The 13,419-nt window shown below is 69.9% G+C and carries 11 protein-coding genes; 6 read left to right on the forward strand and 5 right to left on the reverse strand.

Annotated elements, in window-relative coordinates; all coding sequences use genetic code 11:
- Positions 1-37: 37 nt before the first annotated feature.
- From QRN40_RS03140 to QRN40_RS03155, 4 genes are all read right to left on the reverse strand, one after another.
- Positions 38-1,135, reverse strand: a complete 1,098-nt coding sequence (locus tag QRN40_RS03140) for a Gfo/Idh/MocA family protein (protein ID WP_285114025.1) — start codon at positions 1,133-1,135, stop codon at positions 38-40.
- The gene (locus tag QRN40_RS03145) at positions 1,120-1,812 is read right to left on the reverse strand and encodes a ThuA domain-containing protein (protein WP_285114026.1); all 693 of its coding nucleotides are present in this window, start codon (positions 1,810-1,812) and stop codon (positions 1,120-1,122) included. Before QRN40_RS03145 ends, QRN40_RS03140 begins: the two co-directional genes overlap by 16 nt.
- A 103-nt stretch (positions 1,813-1,915) precedes the next feature.
- The gene (locus QRN40_RS03150; RefSeq protein WP_285114027.1) at positions 1,916-3,103 is read right to left on the reverse strand and encodes a Gfo/Idh/MocA family protein; all 1,188 of its coding nucleotides are present in this window, start codon (positions 3,101-3,103) and stop codon (positions 1,916-1,918) included.
- Between the two features lie 88 nt (positions 3,104-3,191).
- The gene (locus QRN40_RS03155; protein WP_285114028.1) at positions 3,192-4,196 is read right to left on the reverse strand and encodes a LacI family DNA-binding transcriptional regulator; all 1,005 of its coding nucleotides are present in this window, start codon (positions 4,194-4,196) and stop codon (positions 3,192-3,194) included.
- Between the two features lie 126 nt (positions 4,197-4,322).
- Between QRN40_RS03155 and QRN40_RS03160 the strand changes: the two genes are divergently transcribed.
- A complete protein-coding gene (locus QRN40_RS03160) occupies positions 4,323-5,294 on the forward strand; it encodes an acetylxylan esterase (RefSeq protein WP_285114029.1) in 972 nt (323 codons plus the stop codon).
- A 126-nt stretch (positions 5,295-5,420) separates the two neighbouring features.
- Here QRN40_RS03160 and QRN40_RS03165 read toward each other — a convergent pair whose 3' ends face one another.
- Complete coding sequence (locus QRN40_RS03165) at positions 5,421-6,425, reverse strand: LacI family DNA-binding transcriptional regulator (RefSeq protein ID WP_285114030.1); 1,005 nt, start codon at positions 6,423-6,425, stop codon at positions 5,421-5,423.
- A gap of 110 nt (positions 6,426-6,535) precedes the next feature.
- Here QRN40_RS03165 and QRN40_RS03170 point away from each other — a divergent pair, with 110 nt between their 5' ends.
- The 5 genes from QRN40_RS03170 (at position 6,536) to xylA (ending at position 13,405) form a co-directional block, all read left to right on the forward strand.
- A complete protein-coding gene (locus tag QRN40_RS03170; RefSeq protein ID WP_285114031.1) occupies positions 6,536-7,825 on the forward strand; it encodes an extracellular solute-binding protein in 1,290 nt (429 codons plus the stop codon).
- A gap of 13 nt (positions 7,826-7,838) precedes the next feature.
- A complete protein-coding gene (locus QRN40_RS03175; RefSeq protein ID WP_502878891.1) occupies positions 7,839-8,876 on the forward strand; it encodes a carbohydrate ABC transporter permease in 1,038 nt (345 codons plus the stop codon).
- Positions 8,873-9,769: a carbohydrate ABC transporter permease gene (locus tag QRN40_RS03180; RefSeq protein ID WP_285114032.1), complete on the forward strand. Its 897-nt coding sequence runs from the start codon at positions 8,873-8,875 to the stop codon at positions 9,767-9,769. The genes QRN40_RS03175 and QRN40_RS03180 overlap by 4 nt, the downstream gene beginning before the upstream one ends.
- Before the next feature lie 31 nt (positions 9,770-9,800).
- The gene (locus QRN40_RS03185; protein WP_285114033.1) at positions 9,801-12,125 is read left to right on the forward strand and encodes a beta-xylosidase/alpha-l-arabinosidase; all 2,325 of its coding nucleotides are present in this window, start codon (positions 9,801-9,803) and stop codon (positions 12,123-12,125) included.
- 89 nt (positions 12,126-12,214) lie between these two features.
- Positions 12,215-13,405 carry a xylose isomerase gene (gene xylA / locus QRN40_RS03190; RefSeq protein WP_285114034.1) on the forward strand — a complete coding sequence of 397 codons (1,191 nt, stop codon included), beginning with the start codon at positions 12,215-12,217 and terminating at the stop codon, positions 13,403-13,405.
- Positions 13,406-13,419: the final 14 nt, after the last annotated feature.

The raw sequence follows: 13,419 nt of genomic DNA on the forward strand, positions 1-13,419 counted from the left end.
CCCGTAACTGTACCGTCGGGCGGCACTAGCCGACCGGTCACCACGTCTCGGGACGCGCCCCCAGAGGAACCGGCGCCGGGCGCTCGACGGTCGAGGTCAGCTCCACCACCGTGTGCGTGGACCCCGCGCGGACGACCGCTTCCATGATCTCGAGCACATGGAAGGCCAGGTCGCCGGAGGCCCGATGCAGCCGCCCGGTCTCGATGGCATGCGCCATGTCCGCCAAGCCGTAGCCGCGGCCCGCGTCCGCATAGCCCGCGGCGACCGGCACATCCCGGAACTCGCGGTCGTCGGCGGTCGCCAGCTGCACCGTGTCCGAGAACATGTTCGGATCCGGGACGGCGAGCGTGCCGGCCGTTCCGTAGACCTCGAACTTCGGGGTGCGGCTCGCCCAGACCTCGAACGACACCGTGACGGTGGAGATGACGCCGGACGCGTGCTCCAGGATGGCCGTGACGTGCGTATCCACCTCGACCGGGATCACCGAGCCGGCGAGCGGACCGGTCGCGACCGTCCGCTCCCGCGTCGACCGCCCGGTCGCGCCGGACACGCGCACGACCGGCCCGAAGAAGGTGACGAGGCTCGTCAGGTAGTACGGGCCCATGTCGAAGAGCGGCCCTCCGCCGGGCTGGTAGTAGAACGCGGGCGCCGGATGCCACAGCTCGTGCCCGGGTGCGGTCCACGCGACCGCGGCGGCGACCGGGTCGCCGATCCGCCCGGCGTCCAGAAGCGATAGCGCCGTCTGGATGCCCGTCCCGAGCACCGTGTCGGGCGCGCTGCCGACGCGGAGGCCGAGAGCGGCGGCTCGATCCAGCACGGGACGCCCTTCCGCGGTGGACAGCGCGAGCGGCTTCTCGCCGTACACGTGCTTGCCCGCCGCCAGAGCGCGCAGCGCGATGTCGGCGTGCGCCTTCGGGATGGTCAGGTTGAGCACCGCATCCAACCGGTCGTCGGCGAGCAGATCGTCGACCGACAGCGCGACGACGCCCTGCTCGTCGGCGACGGCCGACGCGCGGTCGAGGTCGAGGTCGGCGACCGCGGTCAGGCGCAGGTTCGGCAGCTGCGGGAAGTGCTCGAAGTACTGCCGGCTGATCACGCCGACACCGATGACGCCGATATTCAGCGGGACGCCCACAGCAGCCCCCTCTCGATGATGGTGCGCACCGGCTGGCTCTCGACGATCTCGAGCCGGTGGCCCGGCGCCGAGACGAAGATCCGGCCTTCGCCCCACTGGCGCGTCCAGATCGCCGGCGAGGTGACCGGGCGGTTCCAGGCGTCCCAGGGGCGGACCTCCTGCGTGGTCGTCGCGAGCACGTCGTTGTACTCGTCGCTCAGCACCCAGTACTGCTCGGTGACGAGGTCGAAGTCCGCTATCCCCTCGGTGATCGGATGCGCCTTCCCGTACTCGGTGATGTGCACGGTGTACGGGATGTAGTTGTCCGACTGGTCGCCGACGCGCTCGGCCGGATCCTTGCCCGCGTGGTGGGCGAACTGTCCGCCGATCATGTGGAGGTAGTCCGCGTTGTCGCGGTAGGAGTCGGCGATGCCGCCGTGCCAGCCCGCCATGCCGGTGCCGTTCAGCACCGCGCGCTGGAGACCGCGGAACTCCTCGGGCGCGATGGTGTTCATGGTGTTCACCTGGACGATCAGGTCCACGGTGTTCATGAACGCCTCGTCGGCGTACACGGCGGTGCCCTCCTCGATCCGTACGTCGTAGCCGTTGTCCCGCAGGAACGGGACGAACGACTCCGTGGTCTCGACGGGCATGTGCCCATCCCACCCTCCGCGGACGATCAATGCCTGCTTGCTCATGCTTCCTTCCTCAGCCCGCGAGCACAGGATTGATGCCCTCGGATCGGTCTTTTTCGCGACGTTTTTCCTGTGCTCGGCGGCGGCGTCCGGCGTCGGCGGCGGGTCAGGGGATGGGGGTCCAGGCGCTGCCGGACGCGGCGCTGCGCTCGACGGCGTCGAGCACGCGCTGGATGTGGAGGCCGTCGGCGAACGACGGCTCGGGGTCGGTGCCCTCGCCGATGGCGGTCACGAAGTCGACGACCTCGTGACTGAACGCGTGCTCGTAGCCGATCGCGTGCCCGGTCGGCCACCAGTTCGCCATGTAGGGATGCTGGGGCTCGGTGACGATGATGCGCGTGAAGCCCTGCTCTCCGGCCGGCGCCGTGGCATCGTAGAACTCCAGCTCGTTCATCTCCTCGAGGTCGAAGGCGATGGCTCCGCGCGATCCGCTCAGCTCGATCCGTAGGGCGTTCTTCCGTCCGGTCGCGTAGCGGGTGGCCTCGAACGCACCGATCGCGCCGTTCGCGGCCCCGCCCTCCAGTCGCGCCGTGAACCAGGCGGCATCGTCGACGGTCACCCGGCCGCGCTCGGCGGACGCGGTGCCAGAGAGTCCGACGCCCTCGCCCAGGAGCGGGCGCTCCTCGACGAACGTCGCCAGCGTCCCGGACACGCCGCTCAGCAGCGAGCCGGTGAGGTGCTCGACGAGGTCGACGGCGTGCGCGCCGATGTCGCCGAGCGAGCCGGAGCCCGCGGACGCCTTGTCGAGCCGCCAGGTCATCGGGCCGTCCTCGTCGCGGAGCCAGTCCTGGAGGTAGAGCGCACGCACCTGGCGGATGACGCCGAGGCGGCCCTGCTCGACCAGCGACCGCGCGAAACCGATGGCGGGGACGCGACGGTAGCTGAAGCCGACCATCGAGCGGATGCCGCGGGCGGCGGCGCGCTCGGCCGCCGCGGTCATCGCCTCCGCCTCGGCGACGGTGTTGGCGAGCGGCTTCTCGCAGAGCACGTGTTTGCCGGCGTCGAGCGCGGCGATCGCGATCTCCGCGTGGCTGTCGCCGGGGGTGCAGATGTCGATCACGTCGATGTCCGGGTCGTCCACCGCGGCGCGCCAGTCCGTCTCGGCGCGCAGCCAGCCGAACCGGCGGCGGGCGTCTTCGACCCGGGAGGCGTCCCGCCCCACGATCACGGACATGACGGGTTCGGCGGGCAGGTCGAAGAACCGCGGCGCGGTGCGCCAGCCCTGCGAGTGGGCGGCGCCCATGAACCCGTAGCCGATCATCGCGACCCGGAGCTGCGGCTTGTCGTCGGTCATCATCGTCCTTCGTGTCGTGGTCCCTTGGTGACGCTAGTTCGCGCTCCGCGAGGCGGGCAAGTTTCCCCTGATGGTTGGAAAACTTTCGTCAGAGTGCCGGCGCGGCCGTCGAAGCGCGCTCCACCAGAGCGGTGGCGAGCTCCAGCCGGGGGTTCTCGACGTCTCCGGCGCGCAGCCGCAGCGCCAGGCGCGTCGCCTCCTCCGCCATCTCCTGGAGCGGCTGCCGCACGGTCGTCAGGGGCGGTCGTGCCCACGCCGCGGAGGGTGCGTCGTCGAATCCGACCACCGAGACGTCGCGCGGAACGTCGAGTCCGAGCGAGAAGGCGGCGTCGTACACGCCGAGCGCCTGCATGTCGTTGGCGCACACGATCGCGGTCGGCCGGTCGGGATGCTGCAGCAGGCGGCGGCCCTCGCGCTCACCGTCGGCGCGCGAGAAGCCGCCGGCAGCACGCTCCGCCGGGACCGGGATTCCCGCCTCCTGCATGGCCGACTGGTAGCCGGCGATCCGGGCGCGCGAGCACATCAGGTCGTCCGGGCCGCCGATCGCCGCGATGCGCCGGTGGCCCAGGCTCAGGAGGTGGCGGGTCGCGGCGACGCCGCCCGCCCAGTTCGTCGCACCGATCGCCGGGACGTCCGGCGGCGGGTCACCCGCCGGATCCACTACGACGAACGGAATGTTCCTGGTGCGCAGCTGCCGCCGGTGGTCGGCCGTGAGGTTCGAGAACTGCAGCACGATCGCGATCGGCTTCCGCCGCAGCACTCCCGTGATCAGCTCGTCGCCGACCGCGTGGTAGTCGCCGATGGTCGACAGCGTCATGGCCAGGCCGTTCTGACGGGTGACCCGCTCGACCCCGCGGATGACCTCGACCGACCATTCGCTCGCCAGGTTCTCGAGGACCAGCTCGACCGCCTCGCCGCGCTCCGCATCCACGCCCCGCCGGGCGTAGCCGGAGTCGTGCAGCAGGTCCTCGACGCGGCGACGGGTCACCGCAGACACACCGGGCCGGCCGTTCAGCACCTTCGACACGGTCGACAGCGAGACGGACGCCTCCCGGGCGATCGCCTCCAGCGTCGGACGGGACGGTGCGGGCATGCAGCCACTGTCGCACATCCGGGGCAGCCGGCCGGGGCTGTGCCACAATGGCGCCCAGCCGCACGGAGGAACCTGTACCCCTCCGCCTGCTGCATCCCCCGGAAAACCGTGCCGAAAGCGAGACCGATGCCGCTCACCGACCTGACCCACGCCGAACTCCTCGCCTTCCGGCCGGAGGTGCAGGAACCTGCCGACTTCGACGCGTTCTGGGAGCGCACGATCGCCGAGGCGCGGGCGGCCGGCGGCACCCCGGAGCTCACGCCCGCCGACACCCCGGTGACGCAGCTCATCGTCGAAGACCTGGTCTTCCCCGGCTTCGGCGGCGAGCCGGTGCGCGCCTGGGTGTCGCGCCCGCTGCACGCCGAGGGACCGCTCCCCGCCGTCGTGCAGTACCAGGGCTACGGCGGCGGACGCGGCCTCGCCGGCGAGAACGTGTCGTGGGCGCTGGCCGGTTACGTGCACGTCTTCGTGGACACGCGCGGCCAGGGCAGCGGCTGGGGCAGCGGCGGCGACACCCCCGACCCGCACGGGTCGGGGCCGGCAACGCCGGGTGTGATGACCCGCGGCATCCACTCGCCGGAAACCTACTACTACCGGCGCGTCTTCACGGATGCGGTGCGGGCGGTCGACGCGACCCGCACGCTCCCGTTCGTCGACTCCGAGCGGATCGCCGTCACCGGCGGCAGCCAGGGCGGCGGCATCGCGCTGGCGGCCGGCGCGCTTGCCGACGTCGCGGCCGTGCTGCCGGACGTCGCGTTCCTGTGCGCTATCCGCCGCGGCACGGAGATCGCGGCGGGCGGCCCGTACCTGGAGCTCGCCACCTACCTGTCGGTGCACCGGGACGAGGTCGCGGACGTGTTCCGCACGCTGTCGTACATCGACGGCGTCAACTTCGCCCGCCGCATCCACGCGCCCTCGCTCTTCTCGGTCGCGCTCATGGACACGGTGGTGCCTCCGTCGACGACCTTCGCGGCGTACAACCACCTGGCGGCGGAGGATCGCGCGATCGAGGTGTACCCGTTCAACGACCACGAGGGCGGCGGGGCGCAGCACTTCCGTACGCAGGCCGCGTGGCTCGCGGCGCGCTTCTCCCGCTGACGCCTCCCACCCTCGCAAAGCTCTGCGAGATTTGCGCCAACTCTCGGTTCTCAGTGTGCGAGAACCGTGATTTGGCGCAAATCGTGACGGAAGGGACGGGCGCGGGCACAGGCGCAGGGGCGCGCGTCAGGCGGAGGCGGGCGGGGCGGTGGTGGCGCGGCGGACCAGGCGGGTCGGGAGGCGGAGGTGGATGCGCTCCGGCGTCTCGCCGTTCATCAGCGCGAGCAGCAGGTCGACGGCCGCCGCGCCGAGGCTCTGCATCGGCTGCCGCACGGTGGTGAGCGGCGGACCGTACTGCGACGCCTCCGGCACGTCGTCGAAACCCACGACGGAGAGGTCGCGCGGGACGTCCAGGCCCAGCTCGGCCGCCACCTCGATCACCGCGATCGCGGAGATGTCGTTCGCGGCGAACACAGCGGTCGGCCGGTCGGCGCGGCTGAGCAGGGGCAGCGCAACCTCGCGCACCGTGTCGTGCTCGTAGCGCCCGACCGCGATGAGCGACGGATCGAACGGGATGCCCGCCTCGCTCAACGCGCGCCGGTATCCCGCATCGCGCAGGCTCGACGAGCGGAGATCGGGACGGCCGGCCACGAACGCGATGCGGCGATGACCGAGGCCGATCAAAAAGGCGGTCGCGTTGCGCGCCCCGCCGAAGCTGTCCGACTCGACCGTCGGCACGTCCGCCCGGCCGGTGTGCGGGTCGATCGCGACCATCGGGACGTCCGCGTTCGCGCTGACGACGGTCGGGGTGACCATGATGACACCGTCGATGAGCGTCCCGCTGAGCCGGCTGAGCGAGCGCCGCTCCCAGCCCTCGCTCGACGGCTGCCGCGATCCGCTGTACGCGAGCAGGTCGTAGCGCGAGTCGTGGAGGGCGGCGCCGACGCCCTTGAGGATCTCCGCGGAGAACGGCTCGAAGTCGGCGACCAGCACGCCGATCACGCCTGTGCGGCGTGACCGCATGCTGCTGGCGACCAGGCTGGATTCGTACCCTAGCTCCTGCACGACCTGGAGGACGCGCTCGACCGTCTCCACCGCGACCCCGTACCGACCGTTGACGGCCTTGGACACCGTGGCGACCGAAACACCGGCCGCCTCGGCCACATCGTTGATGGTCGGACGTCGTCCCATGACGCACGAGCATAGCGTAGAAAAGGTTTTCGAAAACGTTTGACACCGTGCACAGCACTTGCGACACTTCCGTCGTCCCCACCTCAACGAAGAGAACAGGTTGGAATCACATGAAAGGCACCAAGCTCCTTACTGGGGCCGCCGTCGTGATGGCCGGCGCGCTCGCCCTCACCGGGTGCAGCGGCGGCTCCGACAGCTCGAGCAGCAACGGCAAGGTCAGCATGACCCTCTGGCAGAACTCCACGACCGGTCCCGGTCAGGCGTTCTGGAAGGATGCCGTCGCCGCGTTCGAGAAGGCGAACCCGAACGTCACCATCAAGGTCCAGTCCATCCAGAACGAAGATCTGGACGGCAAGCTGCAGACCGCACTCAACTCCGGCGACGCACCCGACATCTTCCTGCAGCGAGGCGGCGGGAAGATGGCGGCCATGGTCAACGCCGGCCAGTTGATGGACATCACCGGCAAGGTGTCGTCCGAGACGAAGAAGAACATCTCCGCAGGATCCTTCAAGGCGGAGACCTACCAGGACAAGGTGTGGGCCATGCCCATCGCCGTGCTGCCGGGCGGTCTCTTCCACAGCCAGGACCTGTTCAAGGCAGCCGGCATCACCGAGGCACCGAAGACGATCGACGACCTCAACGCGGACGTCACGAAGCTGAAGGCCACCGGGGTCGCCCCGATCGCCCTCGGCGCCAAGGACGCCTGGCCGGCCGCCCACTGGTTCTACTGGTTCGCTCTCCGCGAGTGCGCCGGTTCGACCATGGAGAAGACCGCCGACTCCAAGTCGTTCAGCGACGGCTGCTGGCTGAAGGCAGCTGAGGACCTGCAGAAGTTCTCGGACACCAAGCCCTTCAACGACGGCTTCCTCACCACCTCCGCCCAGCAGGGCGCTGGCAGCTCGGCCGGCCTCGTCGCGAACCACAAGGCCGCGATGGAGCTCATGGGCGCCTGGGACCCGGGAGTGATCGCGTCCCTGACCCCCGACCAGAAGCCGCTGCCCGACCTGGGCTTCTACCCCTTCCCCGAGGTTTCCGGCGGCAAGGGCGAGCCCGGCTCGATCATGGGTGGCGTCGACGGTTACTCGTGCTCGGTCAAGGCTCCGAAGGAGTGCGCCGACTTCCTGAACTTCGTCGCCACCACCCCGCAGCAGGAGGCCTACTACAAGGCCTTCAACGCTCCGCCGGTGAACTCCGAGGCGCAGAAGGTCGTCACCGAGCCCTACCTGAAGGATGTGCTGGCCGCCTACAACAAGGCCCCGTACGTCTCGCAGTGGCTCGACACGGTCCTCGGCCAGAACGTCGGCAACGCGCTGAACGTCGCGGTCGTCGACATGCTGGCGGGCAAGAGCGACCCGAAGCAGCTCATCCAGGCAGCCAACGACGCTGCCAAGAAGGGCTGAGAGGGCTGACCTCGTGAGCAACACCCGCGAGAACACGTCCACCGGCATCCTGCCGAAGTCGGACCTCGCGCAGCACGGTGGGAGCGGCGCAGTCGCGTCGCTCCCACCGCAGCAGCGCGGCCGCAAACGCACCGGCTGGGCCATGCGCCTGGAGATCCTCCTGCTTGCAGGGCCCGCGGCGATCGTCTTCATCGCCTTCGTGATCTTCCCGGTCGTGATCGCCGCCTACTACGGCTTCTTCCGCTGGCAGGGCTACGGTCCGGCGACCGACTTCATCGGTCTGCAGAACTACATCACGATCCTCCAAGACTCGGCCTTCCAGCAGGCCCTCTGGCACAATGCCCTGATCGTCATCGGCTCGATCGTGCTGCAGGGGCCGGTGGCGATTCTGCTGGCACTGCTGCTGAACCGGAAGATGCGCGGGCAGTCCATCATCCGCGTCCTCATCTTCGTCCCCTACGTCATCGCCGAGGTCGTCGTCGGAACCGGGTGGAGCCTGATGCTCGCCACGAACGGCGCGCTCAACGGCATGCTCAAGAACCTCGGGCTGGACTTCCTGGTCCACGACTGGCTGTCGGACCCGAGCATCGCCATCTGGACGCTGCTGGCCATCCTGACCTGGAAGTACGTCGGCTTCGCCGTCATCCTCTTCCTCGCCGGACTCCAGGGCATCCCGGAGGAGCTGTACGAAGCGGCCGCGCTCGACGGGGCCTCCTACTGGCAGATCCAGCGGCGGATCGCTCTGCCGCTGCTCGGCCCGACACTCCGGATCTGGGCGTTCCTGTCGATCATCGGCGCGCTGCAGCTGTTCGACCTCGTCTACATCATCTGGGGCCAGTACGTGGCCTCCACCGCCGGTACCTCGACCATGGCGACCTACATGGTCGCCAACGGCCGCAACGCCGGCAACTTCGGCTACGGAAACGCCGTCGCCGTCGTGATCTTCCTGATCTCCCTGATCGTCGCGCTGTTCTACCAGCGGTTCGTGCTCCGGCGCGACACCGACGGCGCGATCACGGGTGACAGGCGCACCGGAAGGAAGAACCGATGAGCGCGTTGATCGCCGTACCGGACGCACCGGACGCGCCGGGCGTCCTGGAGGCGCCGAGCCGCAAGAAGGCCAAGAGCCTGCCGTGGGGTTCGCCGACCGTCTACTTCGTCGCCCTCATCGTGATCGCGCTGATGCTGGCGCCGATCATCTACATCGTGCTGGGCGGCTTCCGCACCAACTCGCAGATCACGGTCGACCCGGCCGGGTTCCCCAACCCGTGGAACGTCCAGAACTATCTCGGCGTGCTCACCGGCGGGGTCTTCTGGCAGGAGGTGCTCAACTCGACGATCGTCGCGGTCGTCACCACTCTCGGCGTCATCGTCCTGGGGCTGATGGCGAGCTATGTGCTCGCCCGCTACAGCTTCCGCGGGCGCGGCATCCTCTACGCCCTGTTCGCCGCCGGCCTGATGTTCCCGATCACGGTGGCCATCACGCCGCTGTACATCGTGGTGCGCAACCTGGGCCTGATGAACTCGCTCACCGGCGTCATCCTGCCACAGATCGCGTTCGCACTGCCGACCACGATCATCATCCTGGTCCCGTTCCTGCGGGCGATCCCGGACGAGATCCAGGAGGCCGCCTTCATCGACGGCTGCAGCCGGCTCGGCTTCTTCTGGCGGATGGTGCTGCGACTCTCCCTGCCCGGGGTGATCACCGTGGGCATCCTGGCGTTCATCGCGAGCTGGAACAGCTACCTGCTGCCGCTCTTCCTCCTCAACAACGAGGCCACCTTCACGCTGCCGCTCGGAGTCCAGGCGTTCTCGTCGCAGTACTCCGTCGACACCGCGAAGGTGCTGGCATTCACCTCCCTCTCCATGATTCCGGCGCTGATCTTCTTCAGCATCTTCGAGCGCCGCATCGTCGGCGGCCTGACCGGCGCCGTCAAGGGCTGAGGCCCGACCCTTCCCAAGAAGTGAGATCGACATGACCGAATCCCTTCCGCGCCCTTCCGCGCCCTCCGAGCGGGTCCGCGGGCTGCTCGCCCAGATGACCCTGGATGAGAAGCTCGCCCAGCTGGTCGGCTTCTGGGTCGACAAGGGCGACGAGCTCGTGGCGCCGATGGCCGGCGAGATGGGCAACCCGGGAGCGTACGCGGATGTCACCGCGCACGGTCTGGGCCAGCTCACCCGCGTCTACGGCACCCGGCCGGTCGACCCGGACGAGCGCGCCGCCTGGCTGTGGGCGGAGCAGCGCCGGCTCAAGGAGGAGACGCGGCTCGGCATCCCTGCCCTCGTGCACGAGGAATGCCTGACCGGGCTGGCGGCGTGGAAGGCGGCCACCTTCCCCACTCCGCTCGCCTGGGGCGCGTCCTTCGACCCGGAGCTGGTGGAGGAGATGGCCGGCCTGATCGGGCTGTCGATGCGCGAGCTCGGCATCCACCAGGGCCTCGCCCCCGTGCTCGATGTCATCCGCGACCCGCGCTGGGGCCGGGTGGATGAGTGCATCGCCGAGGACCCGTACGTCGTCGGCACACTCGGCACCGCCTACGTCCGCGGCCTGCAGGGTGCCGGCGTCCACGCGACGTTGAAGCACTTCGTCGGCTACTCCGCCTCGCAGGCGGGGCGCAACCATGCGCCGGTGCACGCCGGACCCCGCGAGGTGCGCGACACTCTCCTCCCGCCGTTCGAGATGGCGGTCCGGGATGGCGGGGTGCGGTCGGTCATGAACTCGTACGCGGAGATCGACGGCGTGCCCGTCGCCGCGACGCCCGAGTACCTCACCGGGATCCTTCGGGACGAGTGGGGCTTCGAGGGCACGGTGGTCTCCGACTACTTCTCGGTCGCCTTCCTGCACACCATGCACGGCGTGGCGGCCGACCTCGGCGAGGCGGCGGCGCTGGCACTGGCCGCGGGGATCGATGTGGAACTCCCGACGGGAGACGCCTTCCTCGAGCCGCTCGCCGCGCTCATCCGCTCGGGTGAGGTGGACGAGGCCCTAATCGACCCGGCGGTGCTGCGTGTTCTCGCGCAGAAGGAGGAGCTCGGGCTGCTCGACGAGACCTTCGACGAGCCGCCGACCTCGATCGACCTCGACACGCCGGCTCACCGGGATGTCGCGCTGCGACTGGCCGAGGAGTCGCTCGTGCTGCTGACCAACGACGGCACCCTGCCGCTCGCGTCCGCGCCGTCGAGGATCGCCGTGCTGGGTCCCAACTCCGACGCTCCCGAAGCGCTGATGGGCTGCTACTCGTTCGCGAACCACGTGCTCGCGCACCACCCGGAAGTGCCGCTCGGCTTCGAGCTGCCGTCGGTGCTGGACGCGGTGCGCGCCGAGTTCGGGTCGTCGTCCGTCGTGCACGAGCGCGGCTGCGACGTGGAAGGGGACGACCGTTCGGGCATCCCCGCCGCTGTCGCCGCGGCGGGCGCGGCGGACGTGGCCGTGGTGGTCGTCGGCGACCGTGCCGGGCTGTTCGGCCGCGGGACGGTGGGCGAGGGCAACGACGTCGAGAGCCTGGAGCTTCCGGGCATCCAGCGCGAACTGGTCGAGCGCGTCGTGGCGAGCGGGACCCCTGTGGTCCTCGTCGTGCTCTCGGGTCGCCCGTACGCGATCTCCTGGGCGGTCGAGGGCGTCACCGCGCCCGCGGCGGTGCTGCAGGCGTTCTTCCCCGGCGAGGAGGGCGGGCGCGCGCTGGCGGCCGTGCTCTCCGGCCGGGTCGCGCCGTCCGGGCACCTTCCGGTGTCGCTCCCCCGCTCCGCGGGCGCGCAGCCGTACTCGTACCTGCACCCGCTGCTCGGCGGACCGAACGAGATCACCAGCGCCGACAGCACGCCCGTGCTGCCCTTCGGCCACGGACTCTCGTACACGACGTTCGAGCACTCCGAGCTCACCGCAGACGGTGAGGTCGCCGCCGGCGGGACGTTCAACGCGACCGTGCGCGTCCGGAACACCGGCGAGCGCGCGGGCACCGACCTGGTCCAGCTGTACGCGCGGGATGTGCACGCGAGCGTGACCCGGCCGGTCGCACAGCTGCTCGGCTACCGCCGGGTGGAGCTGCGGCAGGGCGAGGAGGTCGTCGTGCGCTTCGCGGTGCCGACCACCCGTCTCGCCTTCTCGGACCGCACGCTGCGCCGCATCGTCGAGCCCGGCGCGGTGGAGTTGTGGGTCGGACCGTCGTGCGACTACCGCGAGACCTCGGCGGACCTGACCATCGCCGGCCCGGTGCACGCGGTGACCGCCGCGGACGCGCGCCTGGTGACGTCCGAGGTCGAGGCGTCTACGGTGGGTGCCGTGTTCCAGGACGCCCGCTGAGAACTGCGCCAGGGGCTCGCGCCGCACGCGCGAGTGCTGTATAAGTTTATTGAAACAACAAATCACCGACGACGCTGAAGGAAACATCCATGAGCCTCACCCCCACCCGCGCCGACAAGTTCTCGTTCGGATTGTGGACCATCGGCTACAACGGCACCGACCCGTTCGGCGGCCCGACCCGCCCCCAGCTCGACGTGGTCGAGGCGGTGCACAAGCTCGACGAGCTCGGCGCCTACGGCCTCACCTTCCACGACGACGACCTGTTCGCCTTCGGCTCCACCGACGCCGAGCGCCAGAAGCAGATCGACCGCCTCAAGCAGGCGCTCTCCGACACCGGCATCATCGTCCCGATGGTGACCACCAACCTCTTCAGCGCGCCCGTCTTCAAGGACGGCGGCTTCACCTCCAACGACCGCGCCGTGCGCCGCTTCGCCCTGCGCAAGGTGCTGCGCAACATCGACCTCGCCGCCGAGCTGGGCGCGAAGACGTTCGTGATGTGGGGCGGCCGCGAGGGCGCAGAGTACGACGCGGCGAAGGACATCCGCGCCGCCCTCGAGCGCTACCGCGAGGCCGTCAACCTCCTCGGCGACTACGTCACCGACAAGGGCTACGACATCCGCTTCGCCATCGAGCCGAAGCCGAACGAGCCGCGCGGCGACATCCTGCTCCCGACCCTCGGCCACGCGCTCGCGTTCATCGAGTCGCTGGAGCGCCCGGAGCTCGTCGGCCTCAACCCCGAGGTCGGCCACGAGCAGATGGCCGGTCTGAACTTCGCGGCGGGCATCGCGCAGGCGCTGTACCACGGCAAGCTCTACCACATCGACCTCAACGGCCAGCGTGGCATCAAGTACGACCAGGACCTCGTCTTCGGTCACGGCGACCTGCAGAACGCGTTCGCGCTCGTCGACCTGCTCGAGAACGGCGGCCCTAACGGCGGCCCGGCGTACGAAGGACCCCGCCACTTCGACTACAAGCCGTCGCGCACCGAGGACATCACGGGCGTGTGGGAGTCGGCCGCGGCGAACATGCGCACGTACCTGCTGCTCAAGGAGCGCGCGCAGGCGTTCCGCGCCGACCCCGAGGTGCAGGAGCAGCTGGAGGCGTCCCGCGTCATCGAGCTGACCCACCCCACCCTGGGTGAGGGCGAGTCGTACGACGACCTGCTCGCCGACCGCAGCGCCTTCGAGGACTTCGACCCGAGCGCCTACTTCGGCGGCAAGGGCTTCGGCTTCGTCCGGCTGCAGCAGCTCGCGCTCGAGCACCTGCTCGGAGCCCGCTGACCCGTCCCCCTCCC

This window comes from Leifsonia sp. fls2-241-R2A-40a (assembly GCF_030209575.1).
GTDB lineage: Bacteria > Actinomycetota > Actinomycetes > Actinomycetales > Microbacteriaceae > Leifsonia.

Bases quoted from the DNA above. Each gene is read 5' to 3' on its own strand.
- QRN40_RS03165 (WP_285114030.1), bottom strand. From the start codon at position 6,425: ATGGGACGACGTCCGACCATCAACGATGTGGCCGAGGCGGCCGGTGTT.
- QRN40_RS03160 (WP_285114029.1), top strand. From the start codon at position 4,323: ATGCCGCTCACCGACCTGACCCACGCCGAACTCCTCGCCTTCCGGCCG.
- QRN40_RS03155 (WP_285114028.1), bottom strand. From the start codon at position 4,196: ATGCCCGCACCGTCCCGTCCGACGCTGGAGGCGATCGCCCGGGAGGCG.
- QRN40_RS03180 (WP_285114032.1), top strand. From the start codon at position 8,873: ATGAGCGCGTTGATCGCCGTACCGGACGCACCGGACGCGCCGGGCGTC.
- QRN40_RS03150 (WP_285114027.1), bottom strand. From the start codon at position 3,103: ATGACCGACGACAAGCCGCAGCTCCGGGTCGCGATGATCGGCTACGGG.
- QRN40_RS03145 (WP_285114026.1), bottom strand. From the start codon at position 1,812: ATGAGCAAGCAGGCATTGATCGTCCGCGGAGGGTGGGATGGGCACATG.
- xylA (WP_285114034.1), top strand. From the start codon at position 12,215: ATGAGCCTCACCCCCACCCGCGCCGACAAGTTCTCGTTCGGATTGTGG.
- QRN40_RS03185 (WP_285114033.1), top strand. From the start codon at position 9,801: ATGACCGAATCCCTTCCGCGCCCTTCCGCGCCCTCCGAGCGGGTCCGC.
- QRN40_RS03170 (WP_285114031.1), top strand. From the start codon at position 6,536: ATGAAAGGCACCAAGCTCCTTACTGGGGCCGCCGTCGTGATGGCCGGC.